The following is a 21265-nucleotide window of genomic DNA, read 5'->3' on the forward strand; positions in this document are numbered from 1 at the left end:
GCCCTGTTCCCGATCGCCGCTGGCTAGCCCACCATTACCGGCATGATGTAGACCGCCATGGCGATGCATGCCAGCCACACCAGGGCCAGAATCTGGAGGACGCGGTCCTCCAAGGCGATCTCGTCCGGTGCACCGCCATTGCCGCGGTCCACATCGGCGGCATAGCGCAGGATGGCGATGGTGAACGGCACCATGGAGATTTGGTACCACACGCTGGCCGGGCCATCAGACTCATTGGAGAGCTGGAAGCCCCACAGGGAGTAGGACATGACCACGGCAGTAGCCGCCAGCGTCCAGACGAAGCGCAGGTAGGTGGGCGTGTAGCCCTCCAGGGATTTGCGGATCTTGGCGCCCGTGCGCTGCGCTAAAAGGATCTCCGAGTAGCGCTTACCCGAGGCCATGAACAAGGAGCCGAACGCAGCCACCAGCAGGAACCACTGGGAAAGCTCGATGCCCGCGGCCACGCCGCCGGCCATGGTGCGCAGCATGAAACCGGAGGATACCAGGGCGATGTCGATCACCGGCATGTGCTTCCACCCGAAGCAGTAGCCCAGCTGCAGGCCGATATAGATAGCCATGACGATGGCGAGCTGCAGACCGGCCGTGGCCAGGAAGGACAGGCCAATCGAGCCGATGATGAGCACGGCCGCCATGACATAGGCCAGGCCCACCGGAAGCACGCCCGCCGCGATCGGGCGGAAGCGTTTCGTCGGGTGCTCGCGGTCAGCCTCCACATCGCGGGCATCGTTGATGAGGTAAATGGAGGACGCGCCCATGCAGAAGACGATGAAGGCAAGGAGGACGTCGAGAAGCACGCGCGAATGGAACAGCGAGTCCGCACCCGCGGCCGCAGGGGCGGCCAAGACCAGGACGTTCTTGACCCACTGCTTGGGGCGCAGGGCCTTGACCATGCCGTCGGCAAGGTTCTTCGGGGGCTTGCGCTTGCGGCCGGTATCGATGCCGGAGGTGTGCGGCTCAGAGTGGAAGACTCTCTGCTCACCGTCGTCGACGCGGTTTGGTCGTTCGCTCATGCGGTCTTCCTTTCATAGCGGTGACATGCTTCCGCGGTGGCGGCCCCCAGCAGGGCGCCGAACGCCGTATCGGATGGGTAATGTACCCCGAGCACCATACGCGAGGCCATCATGACCGGCACACCGACGAGCGGTGCCGGGGTTCCCAGAACGTGCGCGGCGCCCACGAGGAACGCGGTTGTCGACGTCGCGTGGGAGGACGGAAAAGACAGCTTAGACGGGGTTTTCACGCCCACCTTGACGTAGTCATAGTCCGGGCGCTTGCGGCGCACAATGCGCTTGATCACAACGCTGGCCGCGTGCGCCGTGAAAGCGCCCACGCCAACAGCTACCCACTGGCGGCGGCGCGCCGGCTTCTGGTAATTCACGGCAGCACCCAGACCAGAGAGAGCCAGCCAGCCCAGGGCGTGCTCGCCGAAGTGGCTTAAGCCCCGCGCGGTGGGCAGAACGCCGGGGGCCTCGAAGGCCACGTCCTGAATCTTCTCGAGGACGTGGGATTCGGCGACAGAAAGCTTATTGGGCATCGAAGACCTTCCGCCAGGACTCGCGGGAGGTCAGCTCCGGCAGGGCCGCGCGGTACTCCGCGCGCAAGTCATCGAAGTTCTCCTCGATTTCCTTAAGCAGCTCGCGGGTGGACTTCACCAGCTCGAGGGCCAGTTCGCGGTCGCGCTTGCGGAAGGCCACGCCGGTGCCGCCCGCGGTGGAGACGGTGGCGGAATCCACGCGGGAAAGCGTGAACCAGCGGGCCTCCTCCGGGGTGAGATTGAGCTGCGGTGCTTCGTGGTGCGCCGGGTCTTCCTTAGTGACCAGGTGCTTGGCGGACTTGATGAGCCACGGAATCTTCTTGATCTTGCCCAGGCGGCCGCCGATATTGCGGGTGGGCACGCCCGGCGCGCCGGTGGGCGCGGGCAGCTGATCCGCCGAATCGATGATGACGGCGTCCGGGAATTCCTTGCGGATTGCGGCGATGCGCGGCAGCGAGGACTCCAGGATGTCGAAGAGCTGATCCGGGCCGGCCAGGAAGTCCTTCATGGCCTCCAGCTGGATGGCCATGGTGGAGTACTCCATGCACATGGTGTGCTTGAGGGTGGACTTGAAGATGGATTTGGTAATCCCGCGTGCATCGCCCTCGTGGTAGAGGGCCGCCACGATGAGGCGGTTGCGCAGGTGGAAGTAGGCCTGCCAGTCGATGGCATCGTCCTTATCCGCCCAGGCCATGTGCCAGATGGCAGCACCTGGCCAGGTCACCGTGGGGAAACCATGAGCAGCAGCGCGCAGGGAGTATTCGGTGTCATCCCACTTGATGAACAGCGGCAGCGGCTGCCCAATGTTTTCCGCCACGACGCGCGGGAAGAGGCACATCCACCAGCCGTTGTATTCCACGTCAACGCGGCGGTGCAGCGCGCGGGAGTCATACTTCTTCGGGTCGAGGTGGGACTGCGCGTCACCGATAGCGCGCAGCGGGTACTTGGCAAAGTCGTGGTCATAGACGGCGTGCTCGGCCGCACCCCACATGAAGTCGGCGCGGTTCACGCGCTCGCCGGTGGTGCGCAGCTGGGAACGCTCCTGCAGGTTGAGCATCTGGCCACCCACGATGAAGGGCTTGGCGGCGTAGCGCGCTGCCTGAACCGCACGGAGGATGGAATCCGGCTCGATGGCGATGTCATCATCCATGTAAAGGATGTACGGCGAGTCGGTATTCTCCAGCGCCTCGAACATGATGCGGGAGTAGCCGCCCGAGCCGCCCAGGTTGCCCTGGCGGAATTCGCGGAAGCGCTCACCGAAGTGCGCTACGGCCTCGTCATAGCCCGGCTCGTCCGCCGGGTGCTGGTTGCCCTGGTCCGGCATGAGGACATAGTCGATGATGCCGTCCACCACCGGATCCTCCGCCAGCGCCTGCAGTGCTGCGACGGCGTCGGTGGGTCGGTTGAAGGTCGGAATGCCCACGGCCACGCGCTTCTCCTGCGCCGGGTACTCGCTGCCGTCCGGCAGGAGCTGCGGGTTCGGGGCGTGGGGGGCGCACCAGGCGACGTCGGCAAGCACGGTGTCCTCAACGGCAGAGGCATCGAACCACAGCAGGCCGCCGTCCTCGAAGTTCTTCAGGGGCAACTCAAACTCGTGGTGGCCGGTGGTCACCACGTGGTTGGCCACGGCGATGCGCTGGCCATCCTGCTTGGAACGGTAGAGGGAAATGTTGGCCTCGCCCTCGACGTCCATCACCAGCACGATGGACTTCAGCTGAGACCAGCGGCGCCAGTAGGCGGCCGGGAAGGCGTTGAAGTAGGTCTCGAAGGAGGCTTCCTCGCCGGCCGGGATGGTCACGGAGGTGCGGCCGCTCCAGCTGAGGCGCTCGCGGTTTTGCTCGGACTCGATGAGGTAGAGCATGCGGACGTCGACCGGCTCGCCACGCTTGGGCAGCAGGATGCGCTGTACGGGTTCGTACGCAGCAGATTTGTTGGCAGTCACGATGTTTTCGGTTCTCCACACAGGTTTCGACAGTATTCAGGAACCAAGATTAGTGGTTTCGCACTCTTCAGCTGAGTTCCCACGCGGCTGAAAGCTAAGCCGAGAGGGGTGCATCCTCCGAGATGGGTTCGATGCCCAGACGGTTGAGCATGTAAAGCACGCGGGCGCCGAGGTCGTCAGCCAGCTCGCGGGTCTCCTCTACGGTTTCTGCCGTAGCGATATCCCAAATCTTGATGTCCTTGCCGACTTCGTCGCCTATGATTGCGGCGCCAAAAGGAAATCGACCTCGATGGTCACGAACTCGTGGCCGCAATTGTCAGAGGCTCAAGAGAGTGTCGAATCGGAGGGAGATTGAGAAAGTAGAGAACAATACTGACTAATTTTTCGCTAACTGACAACTATTAACTCTGTGCAATAAGAAGGATACTCCTCATAGCAACACATGATCAGAGTGTCTTTCTTCCTATTTCAGTCAGCTCAAGGAGTCGACTTTAGCGAACCTCTTCCCAACTGCTCCCCAAGTGAGATAAACGCCGGTACAAACAAGAAATGCTGCAAAAAGAACGCCAGCAAGGGAAAACGAAACCTTCAGAGAAATCCCCGCCATCACATGCCCCAATGAGGAACCAAGGATGGGCCTGACCCCCGACGTGTCTACTCTCCGGGGGTCAGGCCCCAAGCCCACCCGTGGAGTTCACAACCTATATAGGAACACGCCCCGACGAGGTGACGAGAATCCCCTCGTCGCTGTCGGACGGCGGTTTCCCGACCGGTGGCCCGGCCGCCGGCAAACCTCACCCGCGGCCGCCCGGGCCCTGTCCATGGCCAAGCCCAGTCTGGTGCCCCCGGCGCCAACGACTTCCGGTGCCACCCCGGGACGGTGAATTGCCCGTCATCCTCATTCCCGGGACCGGGTCGTCGAACAGCTCATCGGTACCGGTGCCTCGAACCACGGGCCCCGGGAGCACAGCGCAGCCGATCGCTTTGACGTCCACCCCGAGATGCGCCACGGATACTCCCGAAACGCCGGCAAAACGAACGCGCTTGCCTGGGAACAGCAGATCTCCGGTTCCATGCTGCTGAATGAGCTGACCATCGGCGACATCACTCGACCGAGCGTGCGGTACACCTTCCTGGGCACGCGGCACGACAATGCCGTGCTCCCCCACTAAAACTCCTTCGTGCGGGAACCCGGCGTCACCAACATCACCGTCCAAGACGTGTGCCCCGCCCACCGCACCGAGCACTACGGCTTCAATTACGCCCCTGTCGCCCAGGGCATCGTCGAGGACCCGCTGACCGGGACGGCGTGGCGGGACCACTGCACCGGTACCGGACCGGAGCGATAGTCCTCGACGGACGAGGATCAGGCGCCCGGGGAGCCTCCCGTCCGGCACGTCCACGACTCGGCGTAGCGGCCGCCCTTCGCCAGCAATTCATCGTGCGTGCCCCGTTCTGCGACCGTCCCGTCCTCCGAAAGCACGACGATGAGGTCGGCATCGCGGACGGTGTGCAGGCGATGGGCGACGACGATCACGGTGTGATCGCCGCGCAACGCTTCCATCGTGCCGACAATCGCCTGCTCAGTGGCCGCATCCAGCGAGGACGTTGGCTCGTCGAAAAGCACCACCGGGGAATCCTTCAGAAGCGCCCGGGCGATGGCGACGCGCTGCCGCTCGCCTCCCGACAGCAGCGTCCCCTCCTCCCCCACCGGGTTATCCCACCCGGAAGGCAGCAGCTCCACGATGCGGTCCACCCCGGATCGCCGGGCGGCCTCGCGCAAGCGGTCTCCGTCGCCGGGCTTGGAACCGAATCCGGGGTCGGCGAAGACCACGTTGTCCCGCACGGACGCGTCGAAGAGGAACGTCTCCTGGAACACCGGGGTCACCAGCGAGTTTACGCCGTCGGTGCCGATCCGAGGCAAGGGCACCCCGCCAATGAGGATCTCCCCCGAGTCCGGATCATGAAAACGCGACAGCAGCCGCATGACCGTCGTCTTGCCCGCCCCCGACGGTCCCACTACGGCAACCAGTGCTCCCTGAGGTGCACGGAAGCTGACGCCGTCGAGAACCTTCTTATCCCCGTACCCGAAGCTCACGCCGCGGAACTCCACGTCATGCCCGTCGGGCAGCTCCGGTGCGGCAGGCTCGGGAAGGGCGGGGATCGCCCGCAGGTCACGCAGCGCAGCCAACGTGTTGCGGCCCGCGCCGAAACCGCCGGACAACGCTCCCGCCGTGGTGATCGGTCCGGTGAACTGGACGACCACAATGAGCATCGGCGCCAAATGCGCCGGTGACATCCCGCCCGTCGCGGCGACCGCCACGGCGACGACCACCGCCGCCGTGAACACCGCATGGACGACCGAGCCCAACCGTCCGATGGCCGCGCCTTGCGTCGACGTCGCCTTCGCGAACGCATCGTGTTGGGCCTGGATCGCCTCATCCACCATCGCGTCCGCCGCCGAACCGTCGCCCGCGGCGCGAATCACCTGCTGGCCGCGGGTGAACTCGATCAGCCTGCCGGAGACGGCAGCTACGGCGTCAGCATGCGCTTCGTCCGACTCCCCGCCAACCCGGCCAATGGCCCGGTAGGCGAAGAAGAGCACCGGCGCCGACGCGACGAGAACCAACCCGACGCGCCAATCCACCGCCAGAATTCCGAGAGCGATGACGGTCGGCGCAACCACAGCAGCGATGACGGGCCTCAGGATCACGTGCGGCACGGACGCCGCGAACGCCATGCCCGAAGACGCCATCTCCGAAAAGCGGCCGGCCGTGGACTTGGTGACGTACCCGAGTGGCAACGTCAGCACGCGTTCGCCCAGGGAACGCAGCAGGGACGACAGCACCGCTGCGGAATTCGCCCTGCCGACCGTCCCCGCGGCGAGGGACAGCACCGCATGGGCGGCCGCGAGGCCGGCGATGACGCCGGTGAAACGCCACGCCGTCGCATCATCTCCCACGGCCAGAGCCGACAGCAGCGGCAGCAGCGCGACGAACGCCGCACCCTGTGCCAGCGCGGCAAGCGCGGCCAACGCAATGAGCCACGCCAGCGTCATCTTCGAGCGCCGATCCGTCATCGACCACAAGTCCCGGATCATCGGTTCCCTGCCTTTTCATCGTCTGCTTCAGTGCCCCGCGGGGCGGATGGTTCGTCGTCGAGCGCGAACGCGCGCCACAGATCCCGGTAGCGGCCACCGCGCGCAAGCAACTCGTCGTGGGTGCCCGCCTCCGCGACCGCTCCCCCATCGAGAACGAGGATGCGGTCGGCGTTACGGATCGTGCTCAATCTGTGCGCAATCACGATCACCGTCCGCGAACGAGCCAAACGCTCGATTGCGGACTGAATGAGGGCCTCGGAAGCCGGATCCGCGTAAGCGGTTGCCTCGTCGAAGATGAGCACCGGCGCGTCCGTGACAATCGACCTCGCGATGGCCACGCGCTGCGCCTCACCACCGGAAAAGGTCACGTCGACGTTGACCACCGAATCCAGGCCCTTCGGCAGCGCCGCGATGACCGTATCGAGGTTCGCGAGCTTCGCGGCCGCCATGATTTCGCCGTCGGTGGCGTCTCTCCTGGCCAGCCGGATGTTCTCCCGCAAGGGCAGCGTGAGCAACTGCGGATCCTGGAACACCACCGACACCGAACGGTGCACGTCGCGCACGGCGATGTCGCGAAGATCGTCGCCGCCCAGCAGCACCGAGCCTTCGACAGGGTCGTGGAAACGCGCCAACAGCCGGGCGACGGTGGACTTTCCGGAACCGGAGGACCCCACCAGCGCCGTGAGGGTCCCCGGTTCGAACGTCGCGGACATCCCGTCGAGGACCCGCGGCCCATCCCCGTAGGAGAAGACCAGGTTCCGAACCTCAAGCGCGCCTCCGTGCACGGGCACCGGCTCGGCGGACTCGGTGATCGGCGGCGTGCCCAGCACCTCCGCGATGGACTTCAGGGCGGCGATCCCCGCGATGATGGGTTCGGAGTTCATAGCCACCCTCACGATCGCCGCGGAGAGTCCAAGGCCGAGAACCAGCCCGGCGACGAGACCCTCCGGTTTGCCGCCCGCGGTGTCCCTCAAAGCGAGGCCGGCGCCGCACACCACTGCGAGGACTGTGATCGGGGACGTCACCACGTCGATGAGCCCGAGATAGATGTTCGACTGCCGGGACCAGGCGGACCACGCGCGGACGAACGACGACGCCGCGGCATCGTAGCGGCCCGCGCCCTGGCTGGCACGTCCGAAGGACTTCATCACCGGGATGCCGCGCACCAACTCGATGACCGCAGCCGTCACTTTTTCAGAGGCTCGCTCGTAGTCGCGCTGAAGATCGGCTCCGCGCGAAATCATCATGCCCATCAGGGCGAAGGTGACCAGCACTGGGACGACCGCCACCGCCGCGATCCGCCAATCGACCGCGACGAGCGCGATGAGGGAAAGCAGGGGAACCAGCACCGCCACCACGGTCTCGCCGACGGTGTGGCCCATGAGCTGGTGGACGGCCGCGACGTCCTTCTCAACCGACCCGATGATCCCCGACGAGCGCCGGGCGTCCAGCCAGCCCAGCGGCAGCTTCCGGATATGGGCAACCAACCGGCGCCGGAGGTGGAGCTGCAGGTCGTTATCCGCCCGGTGCGAGAGCATGCCGGCGGCGCCGTCTGCAGCCATTCGCACCGTCGCGGCGACGACGATGACAGCCACGGCCAACCACGTCCGATGCACCGGGGCCTCCAGGTACGTCATCGCGATGTCGATGATGCCGACCAGCGAAGCGACGGTAGCCACCGACGACAGGACGGACAACGCGACCACCGCACGCATCCGGGTCCGGATCGGGGCGAGCAGCGACCACGGGCCGACGGTCCCGTCCACGGCGCTCACTTCCCCGCCTCCCCGATCACGCTTTTCTTCGCGAGAGTGCAGAAATACACCATGCCGGCGCGTGAGGCTCCGTCCAGCTTCAGCCCGTTGGCTTCGGCGAGGTCCTCGAGCTCGCTGCCCCGGAACACCCGGTGGCCCATCTTCGCCATGACGGCCATGTCGACCCGCTCGTTCACGTCGGGATCCTCGACGAACGTCTGCACGTAAGCGATGCCGCCGTCGGCGAGCAGCCCGGGGACCCTGCCGAGCGCGGCTCCCGCATCCTTCATTTGGTGGAGCGCGCCGCACACCCAGATTTCACAGGCCCCGCCGGGCTCTCCCGCGAGCGGCGTGAGGATGTCGGCAACGTGGAATTCCGTCCGGGCCCCGAGCCCGTCGGCGGCGGCGCGTTCGCGGGCGATGCGGATCGCATTGGGCGACAGGTCGTAGCCGACGATGTTCGCCCTGCGATAGCGAGACTCAGCGGCGAGCGTGCGGGCGAGCCACCCGGTTCCGCAACCGAGGTCGAGGACCCGGGCCGGCGCATCCGGCCCGGGATCCAGCGCACGGAGCTTCCGGTACACGGCGGCGGCGTCCATCGGTTCGCGCGCATAGCGGCTTAGGAACCTCGGCTCGACCTTGTCCTCGTAGGCCGCGAGGAGCCTGCGGTTGTTCTGGACGATCTGGGCGATCGACTTCATCTGGTTCTGTCTCCGGGTGTGTGGGCCGCGTCCACGCGGCGGTTTCGGGTTAGATGCTCGGATTCGCGGGCCGTCATGCAGACTCCCCCGGCCTCGTTTTCACGGCGATGCCCCACGCCGCGAGCACGGCGATACCAAAGAACCAGGCCGCGCAGACCACCAGACCCGCGGCCCCGGTGCCGTTGACGGCCTCGCCGGCCGCGGATACGGGGGTGTGCCCGGCGATTCCGCGCAGGAGGGGACGGAAGTGGTCGGCGGGCATGAGCACCGTGTTGACGAACATCGCAACGATGATTAACGGGATGAGGGTCACGGATCCCTGGGGGCTGGTGATGGAGAACGCGATGTACGTGCCGGTGCATGCGGCCGCCGCGGCAACCATCGCGCCGGTCACCGCGATCCTCCACCACCAGGACGCCTCAGGGGGGCTGTCGGAAAGCAAGGCGGCCACCGCCGCGACGACGACCGACATCGCCATGATCCGGATGAACTCAGCGATGATCCGTGCGACCGGCACGGCCGCGTACGGCGCCGGCATGGTGATCAACCGCTCGTGGAGGCCATTGCTGCGTTCAACGAACACAGTGGACGATCCCGTGATGGCCAAGATGAACGCCCACGTCGTCACGACCAGGATGACCGCGTTCGGGAGTTCGAACTCTCCGGTGAGCTGCCTGACCAGGCTACCGAACATGCGGTTGACGATGAACAGGTACACGAGCGGAGCAATGAACGTCATGAACCAGAAGTCGGGGCGCCGCAGCCAAATGTGGGCAATGCGCCGCAGATGCACGAAGATGGGGCCGATCATGATTCGCTCCTCGAGGTGAACCGGCGGATGAACAAGACGATTCCGGCGACCGCCGCGACACCGAGCCACAGGGCTGCCTCTTCCCCGGCACTATCCGGGAAGGCATCCGGGGACGCCGCCCTGATCACCTCGATGATCGGCGAAAACGGCATGTGACGTACGACGTCGCGCAGGGAGCCGTCCAAAGCGGTCGCCGGAATGAACGCGGTGGAGAACATGAGCAGCAGCATTTCCAGCGCCTGGATCGATGAGGCTGTCGACACCGGGGCGGGCACCATCAGGATCACCCCGTCCGTGACCAGGGACAGGACCGCGGCGGCGAGCAGTGACCACAGGACTGTCCACGCGACGTCACCGAGAGCCATGTCGAGGCCGCAGGACCACGCGACGACCAGCAGCGCCGCGATCGACGCGGACATCCGCAGCACATCGGTGGCGAGCCTGCCGGCGACATAGCCGCCTGTGGCCCCGGGCAGCACGCGCACGCGGTCAACGAGCCCGGATTCGACGTCCTGTCCCACCGCCATCGCCGACGCCGCGGCGGTGAACATCGCCGCCTGGAACAGGCAGCCGCCGAGCACGAAACGCAGGTACCCGAAGCCGGATTGCCCTGCCGAGTACCCAAACACCGCGTACAGGCACAGCAGGAAGAGGGGAGGAACGACGAACATGGAGATCAGCGACGCGGTGTTGCGTCGCAACAGCAGCAGATCCCGACGGAGGAACGCCGCGACCGACGTCGCACTCATCGCGCCGCACCCCCTGCGTTCATCGATATGAATACCTCGTTGAGGGTGGGTGGCGACACGCTCAGCGAATCCGGCAACGCTTCCGAGGCCTCCATCGCCTGCGCCACCGCCTCGAGGACCTGCGGTCCGGGGTCGACGTCGAGGGACACCGACTTCCCCGCGACGCGGGCGCCGTCCAGGCACGTTCGTCCGAGGCAGCGGGCGAACGCCTCCGCCTCGGCGGTGGTGGCAAAGGACACGCGGAGCACGTGCGACCCGAAGTCGCGGCGCAATTCCTCCGGCGTTCCGCTGGCGACGATGCGGCGGTCCTTGAGCAGATGGACGTGGTCTGCCAGCGCCTCCGCCTCTTCCAGGTACTGGGTGGTCAGCACCAGGGTCATTCCGTCGTCCCGCAGTTGCCGGATGAAGCCCCACAGCTCTTCGCGGCTGACCGGGTCCAGCCCCGTCGTGGGTTCGTCGAGGAACAGCAGCCTGGGCACGACGCACAGCGACGCGGCGATGTCGAGACGGCGCCGCATGCCACCCGAATAGGCCGACGCCAACGTCGAAGCACTGTCTGCGAGCGAGAATTGCGCGAGCAGTTCCGTCGCGCGGGCGGCCGCGTCGGCGCGGTCGAGTCCGCGCAGCCGCCCGAAGAACTCCAGGTTCTCCCGGCCGGTGAGGTTCTCGTCGATCGCCGCGAATTGGCCGGTGGTGGCAATGTCGGCGCGCACGCCCGCCGGATCCTCTTTCACATCGCGCGAGAAGATGCTCACCTCGCCGGAGTCTGCGGTAATGAGCGTCGACAGGATTCGGATGAGGGTGGTCTTGCCTGCGCCGTTGTGGCCGAGGAACGACACGATCGACCCGGCGGGCACGGTGAAACTCACGCCGTCGAGCACATGCTTGCGCATCCGGGCGCCGCGCTTTCCCTTGCGCCCGCCGTCCGGCGGAGCACCTGCCCCGCCTTCGGGCGCGGTGCCGGCTTTGCCCGCAATCGGGTAGCTCTTCGTGAGGTCGCGGACGACGATCGCCGCACCCCGTTCAGCTTGATCTGTCATCGTTTCTCCTTTTCTTTGGTGTCGCAGTGGGCCGCTGCCGGCAGTGGCCCCGTGGTCGGGTTGTCATGCGGCGTTTCGATATGGATGCCCGCATCGCGGGCGAAGGCGAGGACCGGTTCGAGGAGCCGGGGGTGGCCGACGAGATCCCGGCACCCCGGCGCGACCGGCTTCCCCGCGACCGACGCAACGGTGGCGGCAGCAATCGCCGCGGTCATTTTGTAGGAACCTGGGCCGGTCGCCCGGACTACGGTCGTCTCGGCCGCCGGCCCCGCATCGCCCGCGCCGGCGTAGACGCAGCCCCAGAACGCCCGGATGAGCCCGCGGTTCTCCGAAACTTGGAAGATCACGCGATCGCCGGGGCCGATGCCGGCTTCAGCCAACCGAGTCGCAGCCGCCACCGCCTCCGCATGGACCCGGCCGTACGGGACGAGGACGTCCCGCCGATTCTCGACGAAGGTGATCCCCTTCTTCGTCTCATCGGCCTTGTCCCGAAGCACGTCGCTGATGGTCCGGATCGTGTTCACTGGTACCTCTTTCGGTTGCCGGCGCCATGCCGGTGCCGGGCGGACCGGGCCCGCATGGCGCGACCCGGAGGATGTGTCTGAAGGGTTGAAGCAACTGGGTGGGGCGCGTCTCCGTACAGGCTCGGAAACGCTCGCGGGCTCGGGGCCCGCCGGTTCCGGGTGCCCGTCAAGTCACTGCGGACACCAGGGCGGCAACGAAGGCCGCGGCGGACGCTGCGGCCGCGAAACCGTCACGCACTCGCCAGGGGTGATCGGTGCGGAAGGTACGCCGCGGATGGCGGCCGAAGTTGCGCATCGCCAGGGTCAGGGACAGCTTTTCGGCGCAGCGCACGGCGCTGACGAACAGGGGAAAGGCGATGCGCGCGGGCGTCGTCGCGCGAATGAAGCCGGAGCGGAAAGACTGCCCCGGTCGCATCGAGCGCAATCTAATCGCCCATGTCAGCTGGGGGATTTCGCTGCGCAGGAACGCCGCGATGCTCACCCCGGAAATCGCTATGGTGCACCATGTGTAGGGCACCCGGAGGCGTTGCACCATGGCGTCGAAAAGCTCCTCGACGCGCATACACGCGGAGACCAGGACCGTCCCCGCAAACACGGCCGTCAGTAGCAGTCCGTGATGGATGCCGTGGCGGACAGCCTCCGCCGGATCCCCACTGCCGTAGAACTCGGAGCGCCACCCGAGCAGGCCGAAGAACACCCCGATCAACAGGACGAGGAGGACCTTCCCCGCCGTCGCCCGAACGTCACGTTCCGCGATCGCAGCGAGTGCGAGGAACGCGACCCCCGTCAGAGCGAGAACGGCGTCTCCGCCGGAGAGCAGCCCGGCGACGAGGACGAGCATCACCGCCGCGACAATCGTGATGGCGTTCAACCCCGCGCGCCTTCGAGCGGCGGATCCACCGGTCCAGGGGCTTTCGTCCAAGGACGTCCGTGCGCCGGCCGCGGGCAGTGCGCGATCCCGCCGGGACGACTCCGGGGAAGCCGGCACGTCGGCTGCGGGACCGGACCAGGCGACCTTCCCTTCGGCGACGATGCTCGCCCGATCCGCCCACGTTCGCGCAGCACGGCGGTCGTGGCACGTGAACACAACGGTTCCGCCGGCCCCTGCGTATTCCGCTAGGGCATCCAGTACGATGCGCGAGCTCGGCGAATCCAGATGCGCCAACGGCTCGTCGAGAAGCAGCAAACGGCGATTGGCCGCCACCGCCAGGAAGATGCCCAACCGTCTTTTCTGTCCGCCCGACAGGACGAACGGCGAGACGGGGTCAAGTGCCCGGGGGCACAAGGCTTCCCGCAGTTTCCACAGCTCATCGGCGCCGAGTGGTCCGTGCGGGTCCGTGCCGGCCAGCGCGGAGTCGATTTCCGCGGCGACGGTCGCGCGGGTGAACTGGTGCTCGGGGTTCTGGAACGCCAACGACGCGAAGGCGTCGGGGACGCGCCGGGCGGACGCGCCGTCAATCCGGAGGTCCGCTCCCGCCTTCATCTGGCCCGACAGCACCGCCAGCAAGGTGGACTTACCGACTCCGTTGGCACCGACTAGGGCATGAATCTCGCCCCGTTCCAGTGTCAGATCGGCCCCGTTCAGGATCCGCTCCCTGCCCCGGGCCACATGGGCTCCGGTCAAGGCCAGCAGTGGAACGGCGTCCGCCTCCGATTCCGGATCGGCGCCATCCCCGGCTCCCCGGGGCCTTCGCCGCCGGTCCGGACTGAGACGGTCCGGTGCCCCCGTGCCCGGCGTACTGGCGTCCGGCGCTCCGGCGGTCGCGGCCGACGTCGCAATGCCCTTCACCGCGATACCCTCCGGCGCTCCGTGCGCGGCGACGCTCCCGTCCGCATCGAGGATTGTCACCGTGTCGACCCACCCGTCGAACGGACGGAGGTCGTGCTCGATGAGCAGGATGACGCGCCCCGGGGCCCGCAAATCACGGATGGCGGCGAACAGCGCCCGCCGACCGTCCTCGTCGACGTGGGCGGCGGGCTCGTCGAAGATCATGACCTCCGGCGCCCTGGCCACCGCACCAGCGATGGCCATCCGCTGGCGTTGCCCGCCCGACAAAGCCCACGGATCCTTCTCCGCGAGCTCTGACAGCCCGAGCTCCGATAGAGCCTCGGCTGATCGCTTGGCGACGATACCGGCTTCCACGAGGGAAAACTCGAGGGCCATGGCCACGTCATCGACGACTCGGAGCGTGAGCACCTGCGTCGCCGGGTCTTGCCCGACGAAGGTGACCCGGTCCCCGTCCACGGGGCGTTCGGTGCCGTCGGCATCGACGATGTGCACGAATCCGGCATGGTCGATGGGGATGTGCGAGGGAATCAGTCCAGCGATGAGGTGGGCCAGGCTTGTCTTTCCGCATCCCACGGGTCCCGTGATGGCGTTGATCGTGCCGAAATCGAAGGAGAGATCCACCATGTCGGGTGCCCATCGCCCATCGGCGTGCCGCACGCCCGCGCCCCTAACCCGTAACCGGGCCGGGGCCGTCCCGCGTGTCGCACCGGCGCACGCGGGTGCTCCGCCGGTCACCGGGTGACCCCGCGGCTGCGAAGCCCCTTTGCGACGGCAAAGCCCAGGACCAAAAACACCAAGCTCGAGGCCAAGGCTACGGCGAAGCTGATCAGGGTCATGGGCGTGGTCGGCGAGTCGACGCCAACTGCGCGCGGGGCCATCGTTCCCATCAGCGCGGAGAACAACATCGCCGACGCCACGAACTGGGTACGCGTCCACCGCCGGTACAGGGTGACCATGAATGGAAGCTCGATGAGCAATCCTTCCATGATCAGCGCCCCGATCGCGGCGACGCCGAACGGGGTGGTCGCCGCGGACACGACGCCCATGGCAAGGCACGCAATGAGGCTCGCGCCAGGCTTGCGGACGACGATGAGGGGAACGACGCACTGCAGGAACCACAACCCGAGCGTCGCCGCGACGAGATAAACGTGGGCGATGCCGGCGAACACCTGCAGGTAGGTCAGGGGCACGACGACGAGAGACCCCGCGACGCCGATCGCGGCGGCGACGAGCATATCGCGGGTGGATGGTCGGCCACCCGCTGCGACCGGTGCGACGTGTACCAACCGCCCGTCGTCCGTCTGCGACGCCACCGCGTCGCCGTCGCCCGTCCCGTCCGGGCCCGCGTCCCCGACTCCCCCTCCGGAGAGGGGTTCTCTGGTCGATCCACGTTTTCTGTTCATCGTCGCTGCCTCGCTTCCGTTGCCGATTCCCGATCGGAACATAACTTGAAACAGTATTAGGTTAGGCAATCCTTATCAACTTATGCCAGACTCGAATTATTGACTTTGCCCCCGCTTCCCCCCATTACGTTGTTAGCAGTTCCACCTCAGGGCACCGAAGATTCATAGCCTGTCCACCCGATTGGGCTGGTTATGTTTATTTCCGGTCCCTCCGTCTGAAAGGACAGTGGAACTAGTCGCTGGCTTCGGTATGGCTTGTTTCCGCCCCCGTCTGAAAATGATCCGGGGGTGATGCCGCCGAAGACAGTGACATCCTCAAACTGCTAATAGGAACCCGACCCAGCCCAGGTGGTATGAGGTCTCACAGTAATGTGGATGCCAGCGCAAGCATGTCCGACAACCCCAGCGATGAAGCTTAAATAGTCCAACTTCTCATTCATCGCTAGGAGGCATACACCCATGGCCTATGACTTCGTCATTGGCGTAGACGTCGGCAAATACTTCCACCACGCCTGCGTCCTCGATCCCCAAGGCAGGCAAGTCCTGTCCAAACGCATCAATCAGCATGAAGGCTCGCTACGCAAGCTCTTCGGCCAATTCCTCGCCGACAACGCCTCGGTCCTTGTTATTCCCAACAACATCGGCCGGTTGACCGTCGCAGTCGCCCAAGACATGGGGGCAGATGTTCGCCATCTACCAGGGCTTGCGATGCGGCAGCTCTCTCGCATCCACGTCGGCAACTCCAAGACCGATGTACGCGACGCCTACGTCATCGCCCATGCCGGTCTTAACCTTCCAGATTCCCTGCGCAGTGTCGACCGCGTTGAGGAAGTCTTTATCCAGCTGATTTAGGCCGTGACAGCGGCATCCTCCGAGATGGGCTCGATGCCCAGGCGGTTGAGCATGTAGAGCACGCGGGCGCCGAGGTCATCGGCCAGCTCGCGGGTCTCCTCCACGGTCTCGGCGGTGGCGATGTCCCAAATCTTGATGTCCTTGCCGGCCTCGTCGCGCGGGATCTCGCGGCCCAAGTACACGATGTAATCCGGGATGGTCACCAGACGCAGGTCCTCGAGGTAGCGGTCCGGGTGCTCCGCCATGCCGCGCTCTTGAAGCACGTGGGCCATGTGGGAGTCGGGGTCGTTTTCGGGGTGGGCTACGGCGGCATCGACGAGCAGGGCCTCGCCGGCGTACTTCTTCGTCAGCGCTACGGCAGCCTGCGCCAGCGCGTGGTCAGCTCCTGCGGCGAAACGCACGTGGATGCGGTGCGTACCGAAGTGCTCGCGGACCTCGCGCTCCACCATCACGGGGATGAACTCTTCTAAGGTTGCGCCGGCCTCGTGGCGCTCAATGGTGGCGTCGAGGAAGGAATCAATCTCCTGCGCGGTGTATTCGTGGCCATAATCTGCGTGCAGGTCTTGGCGCAACGTATCGAAACGGCGGGCATTCGGGGAAGTCATCTCTAAACTCACTTTCTGTTCGCCTATTGTTAACCTGCTGTTAACTTTAATCAATCGTTGAGCGCCCGACAAGTTTTATGTGCGGCATCCCGGCCCCGTGCGCTGGCGAAACCTCCCAAAGAAAGGCCAAAGGCCTGCCGGGTGTTCCGGCAGGCCTTCCTGGATTGTTCCTTCTTCTTATCGGGAATGCGCGTTGCGCGACTGCGCAGCTTGAGGTGTTCCTCGAGCCGCTCCGGGGACATCTTCCACATGCTGCGGTCTGCGCGCTTCTTTTTGCGCTGGGCCATGCCGTCACCTCCTTCCATCGAGGTGTCTCAGCATAGCGCGCCACGGGAACTAACCCGTACAGGCCGCACGCGGCTTAGTGGCCGCGCTCCTGCTCCAGGGCCTTGCCCTCGTTCCAGAATGGAGCCAGCTTGTTATCGAACATGCTCAGCGCGGACGCGATGGCCATGTGCATGTCCAGGTACTGGTAGGTGCCCAGGCGGCCACCAAAAAGAACCTGGTTCTCGCGGGCCTCAGCGGCGGCGAGCTTACGGTAGGCCTCCAGCTTGGAGCGGTCCTCCGGGGTGTTGATCGGGTAGTACGGCTCATCGCCCTTCTCCGCGAAGCGCGAGTACTCCTTCATAATCACCGTCTTGTCCTTGGGGTACTTATCGGCGCGCTCCGGGTGGAAGTGGCGGAACTCGTGGATGCGGGTGTAGTCCACGTCCGCATCGTTGTAGTTCATCACCGGGGTGCCCTGGAAGTCACCGGTCTCCAACACCTCCAGGTCGAAGTCCAGCGTGCGCCAGCCCAGCTCACCCTCGGCGAAATCGAAGTAGCGATCCAGTGGGCCGGTGTAGACCACCGGCGCGCTTGGCGACGCCCCCCGCACCTCCTCGCGCACGTCGAACCAGTCGGTGCCCAGACGGACGTCGATAAGCTCGTGCTCCGCCATCTTCTCCAGCCAGGCCGCGTAGCCGTCGACGGGCAGGCCCTCGTAGGTGTCGTTGAAGTAGCGGTTGTTGAAGGTATAGCGCACCGGCAGGCGCGTGATGTTGCCGGCCGGCAGCTCCTTCGGATCGGTCTGCCACTGCTTTGCGGTGTAATCGCGGATGAATGCCTCGTAGAGCGGGCGGCCAATGAGCGCGATGGCCTTCTCCTCCAGGTTCTGCGCCTCATCCACGGCGAACTCGCCGGCCTGCTCCTTGATGAGCTCACGCGCCTCGTCCGGGGAGTAGTAGCGGCCGAAGAACTGGTTAATCAGGCCCAGGCCCATGGGGAACTGGTAGGCCGTGCCGTCGTGCATGGCGAAGACGCGGTGCTGGTAGTCGGTGAAATCGGTGAACTGGTTGCAGTACTCCCACACGCGCTTGTTCGAGGTGTGAAAGAGGTGTGCGCCGTACTTGTGAACCTCGATGCCGGTCTCCGGCTCGGCCTCCGAGTAGGCGTTGCCGCCCAGGTGCTCGCGGCGCTCGACGATGAGCACCTTCTTGCCCAGCTGGGAGGCTGCGCGCTCGGCCACGGTCAGGCCGAAGAATCCAGATCCAACAACGATGAGGTCATATGCAGTCATGGCCACCAGCTTAAGGCAGCAACACGTGCAAAACGGCGGGTGACACCCAAGCGAGGAAACTCGCGTGTCACACCTTCTTTCACTCCAACACCTGACGTACCATCTGTCCCGTTAGTTAACTTTTTGCGCTTCTCTTAACCTTGTGGCGCCACCATCCTAGGGAGTAACAGTGCACCTCAAACGTCGTCTTGTTCCCGCGAAATCGACGTGGTCAACGCCGGTTATCGCCACGGTCACCTCGATCGCTGTGGTCGCTGCCGCAGCCGTGGGCGGCCAAACCCTCATCCAGACCCAGGAAGCGGGCAGCGGCCCCATCGAAGTGAGCTCGGCCTCCGAAACCTTCGGTTCTGGCGAAACGGTCGTGGTGGATGACCCGGCCATCGCAGCCCAGGGCGAGGGCGAAGGCCCGCGCGCCGTCAAGCAATTCCACCGCGATGAGACCTTCTCCTCCTTCGCCGTCACGTGGAAGGGCACGCGCGATGTCGCGGCCTTCGTCCGCGCGAAGCAGCCGGACGGGTCCTGGTCCGAGTGGTACGACATGGACTCGATGTCCTACAACAACGATGACCCCAATGCCACGAACGGCACCGAGCTCATCTTCGTGGGCGATACCAACGACGTGCAGGTCTCCATCAACAACGTGGACCTGGTGACCGGGTCGAACTTGGATGAGAAACTCACCGAGTCCCCCGTTGAGGACGCCGCGCTTGACGACGCCCCCTTCAACGTCGGCGACATCGCCCCCGTTGCCGAGACCGAAGAGCTTCCGGCCAACAGCGACGTCGAAGGCCTCGAGGCTGTCTTCATGGACGGCAACGCCCAGGAGGGCGAGGGCATTGAGCCAACCGCTGAGACCGATGGCATGCCGCGCGTGGTTTCGCGCGCCGGCTGGGGCGCGAATGAGAATATCCGCTGCAAGGGCGCCGACTACGACGACGGTGTGAAGGCCATCGCGCTGCACCACACCGCGGGTTCCAATAACTACACCCGCGCGCAAGCAGCCGCGCAGGTGCGCGCTGCTTACCAGTACCACGCCCAGAATTTAGGTTGGTGCGATATCGGATACAACGCGCTGGTGGATAAGTACGGCACCATCTACGAGGGCCGCTACGGCGGGCTCGCTAAAGCTGTGCAGGGTGCGCACATCGGCGGTTTTAACAAGAACACGTGGGGTATCTCCATGATCGGCAACTACGAGACTGCGCAGCCGACGGAAGCCCTCTTGGAATCTGTCACCGACCTTGCCGGCTGGAAGGGCGCCATTTCCGGTGTCGATCCGACCTCCCGCGTCTCCCTTCGCTCGGAAGGCTTCGGTGGTTCGCGCTACCCAGCAGGCGCTTCTGCCCCCGTCTATGGCCTCTTTGGCCACAGCGACGTTCACGTCACCGCGTGCCCGGGGCAATACACCATTGCCCAATGGCCGAAGATCCGCGCGGCGGCGCACAAGAAGTACCTCGCCATCAAGTCGGGTGCGTCTGGTTCGACGTCGACGGACTGGGACAGCGAGGATACGACCACACCAGACACCCCTGACTCCACGCCGGGCGGACAAGCTGCCCCGGCACAGGAGGCGACGTCGTCCCTGGGCGGCGCCGAGATCCCGATGAGCACCGTAACAGCACTGGTAGGCCTGGCCGGCACGCTCTTCGCCATCATGTATGCCCGCTCGGACCAGCAGATTGACACGGACCAGACCGTCAACGGGCTGCCGGTGGAGCAGATCCCGGGCATCGTGACCAAGGTGCTGTCCTTGAGCAAGAACGAGGGCTTGAAGGAAACGTGGACGGCGGTCCTTAACGCCTTCGGCCCAGCGCTGGGATTGGCTGTGGGCGGGCCGGATGAGTCGGCCGGCATCATCTACCAGCTCTTTCAGAACGGCATCGTCCTAGGCTCTGAGGACACCGGTACGCACGCACTCGTGGGACGCATCGCCAAGGAATGGGCGTCCGGCGACAACGCGGCGACGCTCGGCTTGCCGACGTCCAACGAAGTCCCCACCGGCCTCGGCAAGGAAGTCCGCGTGCAGTTCCAGGGCGGTTCCATTGTCTACAACCCGGAGACTGAGCAGATTCAGGTCTTCACGGACTAACCCCAAAGCACCCCAAGTCTAAGCGGGATCGCCGATGTAGCGGGAGCCACCTGATGGCTTCCGCTTCGGCATTTATTTGGGCTTGGGGTTTAGGTATCCGGGAGGGCTGAACCTAAAAAGTCCCCTGTGGTCTGCTGCTTCAATGCTGCCTGTGCCGCTTGGTATGCCGGCTGCGAAGTAATCGGCTCCGCCCAGGGTGGTACATACCCCACCCCGCCCCGCAACCTAAAGACATAGCCGGCACCAGTCGGCTTATCCGGGTCATCATCATTGATGCCATTGTGATAAGCACACAACATCGTCAGATTCGGCGGATCCGTCGCCCCACCCGCCTGCCACGGCACTAAATGATGCACCTGGCAATAATCCGCCGGCTTATTACACCCCTCACGCGCACACGTCGGATGCTCCGCACTCGCCATTAACCGCTGCTCAAACCCAGCCAAACGCCGCACACGATGCAACCACACCGGCCCTATAGTCGGATGCACCAAAGTCACATACCCAACCTCAGCAAACTTATAGGTCACAAACTCCCGGCCCGTCATCCGCCCACCGTTGGTAAGCACGAGCTCAATATCATCGCCCTCACCCCGCACAATCTGGTCCAACTCATCCAACGTAACCACCACATTGGTCGCCACCGCAGGCTTCGAACCCCCATGCGCCTGGTTAAAGAACACCTGACCTGCCGCATCCAACAAATCAGCCGGATTAATCGACTCCAAAGTCCCACGCATCTCACTAATGCGCAAGGCTGAATCAGTAATCGTCAACGAATGCGGCCCCACCT

The 21265-nt window shown here is 65.2% G+C and carries 19 protein-coding genes and 2 pseudogenes; 4 read left to right on the forward strand and 17 right to left on the reverse strand.

What is annotated here, in order from left to right:
• Nucleotides 1-23: 23 nt before the first annotated feature.
• The 4 genes and pseudogenes from HMPREF2806_RS11060 to HMPREF2806_RS13240 form a co-directional block, all read right to left on the reverse strand.
• Nucleotides 24-1031, reverse strand: coding sequence for a decaprenyl-phosphate phosphoribosyltransferase (locus HMPREF2806_RS11060; RefSeq protein ID WP_070517732.1), 1008 nt, complete (start codon nucleotides 1029-1031; stop codon nucleotides 24-26).
• Nucleotides 1028-1555 carry a phosphatase PAP2 family protein gene (locus HMPREF2806_RS11065; RefSeq protein WP_070517733.1) on the reverse strand — a complete coding sequence of 176 codons (528 nt, stop codon included), beginning with the start codon at nucleotides 1553-1555 and terminating at the stop codon, nucleotides 1028-1030. The genes HMPREF2806_RS11060 and HMPREF2806_RS11065 overlap by 4 nt, the downstream gene beginning before the upstream one ends.
• Nucleotides 1545-3497, reverse strand: a complete 1953-nt coding sequence (locus HMPREF2806_RS11070; RefSeq protein ID WP_070517734.1) for a glycosyltransferase — start codon at nucleotides 3495-3497, stop codon at nucleotides 1545-1547. Before HMPREF2806_RS11070 ends, HMPREF2806_RS11065 begins: the two co-directional genes overlap by 11 nt.
• A gap of 94 nt (nucleotides 3498-3591) precedes the next feature.
• A pseudogene (locus HMPREF2806_RS13240) lies at nucleotides 3592-3750 on the reverse strand (protein tyrosine phosphatase); the annotation flags it as partial.
• A 748-nt stretch (nucleotides 3751-4498) separates the two neighbouring features.
• Here HMPREF2806_RS13240 and HMPREF2806_RS13500 point away from each other — a divergent pair.
• A complete protein-coding gene (locus HMPREF2806_RS13500; RefSeq protein WP_158013223.1) occupies nucleotides 4499-4669 on the forward strand; it encodes a hypothetical protein in 171 nt (56 codons plus the stop codon).
• Nucleotides 4670-4678: 9 nt separating this feature from the next.
• Nucleotides 4679-4846: a hypothetical protein gene (locus tag HMPREF2806_RS13505; protein WP_154736589.1), complete on the forward strand. Its 168-nt coding sequence runs from the start codon at nucleotides 4679-4681 to the stop codon at nucleotides 4844-4846.
• Between the two features lie 17 nt (nucleotides 4847-4863).
• Here the strand turns inward: HMPREF2806_RS13505 and HMPREF2806_RS11080 are convergent, their stop codons facing one another.
• The 9 genes from HMPREF2806_RS11080 to HMPREF2806_RS11120 all read right to left on the reverse strand — a co-directional run bounded on the left by HMPREF2806_RS11080 (nucleotide 4864) and on the right by HMPREF2806_RS11120 (nucleotide 15200).
• Entirely contained in the window at nucleotides 4864-6597 is a 1734-nt protein-coding gene (locus tag HMPREF2806_RS11080) for an ABC transporter ATP-binding protein (RefSeq protein WP_070517736.1), read from the reverse strand.
• Complete coding sequence (locus tag HMPREF2806_RS11085; RefSeq protein WP_070517737.1) at nucleotides 6594-8372, reverse strand: ABC transporter ATP-binding protein; 1779 nt, start codon at nucleotides 8370-8372, stop codon at nucleotides 6594-6596. The genes HMPREF2806_RS11080 and HMPREF2806_RS11085 overlap by 4 nt, the downstream gene beginning before the upstream one ends.
• A complete protein-coding gene (locus tag HMPREF2806_RS11090; protein ID WP_070517738.1) occupies nucleotides 8369-9052 on the reverse strand; it encodes a class I SAM-dependent methyltransferase in 684 nt (227 codons plus the stop codon). Before HMPREF2806_RS11090 ends, HMPREF2806_RS11085 begins: the two co-directional genes overlap by 4 nt.
• Before the next feature lie 73 nt (nucleotides 9053-9125).
• A complete protein-coding gene (locus HMPREF2806_RS11095) occupies nucleotides 9126-9863 on the reverse strand; it encodes an ABC transporter permease (protein WP_070517739.1) in 738 nt (245 codons plus the stop codon).
• A complete protein-coding gene (locus tag HMPREF2806_RS11100) occupies nucleotides 9860-10612 on the reverse strand; it encodes an ABC transporter permease (RefSeq protein WP_070517740.1) in 753 nt (250 codons plus the stop codon). Before HMPREF2806_RS11100 ends, HMPREF2806_RS11095 begins: the two co-directional genes overlap by 4 nt.
• Complete coding sequence (locus tag HMPREF2806_RS11105; protein WP_070517741.1) at nucleotides 10609-11652, reverse strand: ABC transporter ATP-binding protein; 1044 nt, start codon at nucleotides 11650-11652, stop codon at nucleotides 10609-10611. Before HMPREF2806_RS11105 ends, HMPREF2806_RS11100 begins: the two co-directional genes overlap by 4 nt.
• On the reverse strand, nucleotides 11649-12176 hold the full coding sequence (locus tag HMPREF2806_RS13920; protein ID WP_232745441.1) for a hypothetical protein: 528 nt from the start codon (nucleotides 12174-12176) through the stop codon (nucleotides 11649-11651). Before HMPREF2806_RS13920 ends, HMPREF2806_RS11105 begins: the two co-directional genes overlap by 4 nt.
• Before the next feature lie 166 nt (nucleotides 12177-12342).
• A complete protein-coding gene (locus HMPREF2806_RS11115) occupies nucleotides 12343-14589 on the reverse strand; it encodes an ATP-binding cassette domain-containing protein (protein ID WP_232745443.1) in 2247 nt (748 codons plus the stop codon).
• A 107-nt stretch (nucleotides 14590-14696) separates the two neighbouring features.
• Nucleotides 14697-15200, reverse strand: a complete 504-nt coding sequence (locus HMPREF2806_RS11120; protein ID WP_230307979.1) for an ECF transporter S component — start codon at nucleotides 15198-15200, stop codon at nucleotides 14697-14699.
• Nucleotides 15201-15827: 627 nt separating this feature from the next.
• On the opposite strand from HMPREF2806_RS11120, the pseudogene HMPREF2806_RS11125 reads away from it, so the two are divergent.
• Nucleotides 15828-16214, forward strand: a pseudogene (locus tag HMPREF2806_RS11125) (IS110 family transposase); the annotation flags it as partial.
• 2 nt (nucleotides 16215-16216) lie between these two features.
• Here HMPREF2806_RS11125 and HMPREF2806_RS11130 read toward each other — a convergent pair.
• The 3 genes from HMPREF2806_RS11130 to glf all read right to left on the reverse strand — a co-directional run bounded on the left by HMPREF2806_RS11130 (nucleotide 16217) and on the right by glf (nucleotide 18383).
• Nucleotides 16217-16825: a three-helix bundle dimerization domain-containing protein gene (locus HMPREF2806_RS11130; protein ID WP_046647606.1), complete on the reverse strand. Its 609-nt coding sequence runs from the start codon at nucleotides 16823-16825 to the stop codon at nucleotides 16217-16219.
• A 50-nt stretch (nucleotides 16826-16875) separates the two neighbouring features.
• Nucleotides 16876-17112 carry a hypothetical protein gene (locus HMPREF2806_RS11135; protein ID WP_070517743.1) on the reverse strand — a complete coding sequence of 79 codons (237 nt, stop codon included), beginning with the start codon at nucleotides 17110-17112 and terminating at the stop codon, nucleotides 16876-16878.
• Nucleotides 17113-17186: 74 nt separating this feature from the next.
• Nucleotides 17187-18383: a UDP-galactopyranose mutase gene (gene glf, locus HMPREF2806_RS11140; protein ID WP_046647608.1), complete on the reverse strand. Its 1197-nt coding sequence runs from the start codon at nucleotides 18381-18383 to the stop codon at nucleotides 17187-17189.
• A gap of 169 nt (nucleotides 18384-18552) precedes the next feature.
• Between glf and HMPREF2806_RS11145 the strand changes: the two genes are divergently transcribed.
• A complete protein-coding gene (locus HMPREF2806_RS11145) occupies nucleotides 18553-20472 on the forward strand; it encodes an N-acetylmuramoyl-L-alanine amidase (protein WP_070517744.1) in 1920 nt (639 codons plus the stop codon).
• Nucleotides 20473-20561: 89 nt separating this feature from the next.
• On the opposite strand, the gene HMPREF2806_RS11150 is transcribed toward HMPREF2806_RS11145, so the two are convergent.
• Nucleotides 20562-21265, reverse strand: a 704-nt coding sequence (locus tag HMPREF2806_RS11150) for an HNH endonuclease signature motif containing protein (protein ID WP_198531344.1), incomplete at its 5' end; no start/stop codon positions are given.

The organism is Corynebacterium sp. HMSC076G08 (assembly GCF_001811515.1).
GTDB classification, from domain to species: Bacteria; Actinomycetota; Actinomycetes; order Mycobacteriales; family Mycobacteriaceae; genus Corynebacterium; species Corynebacterium hiratae.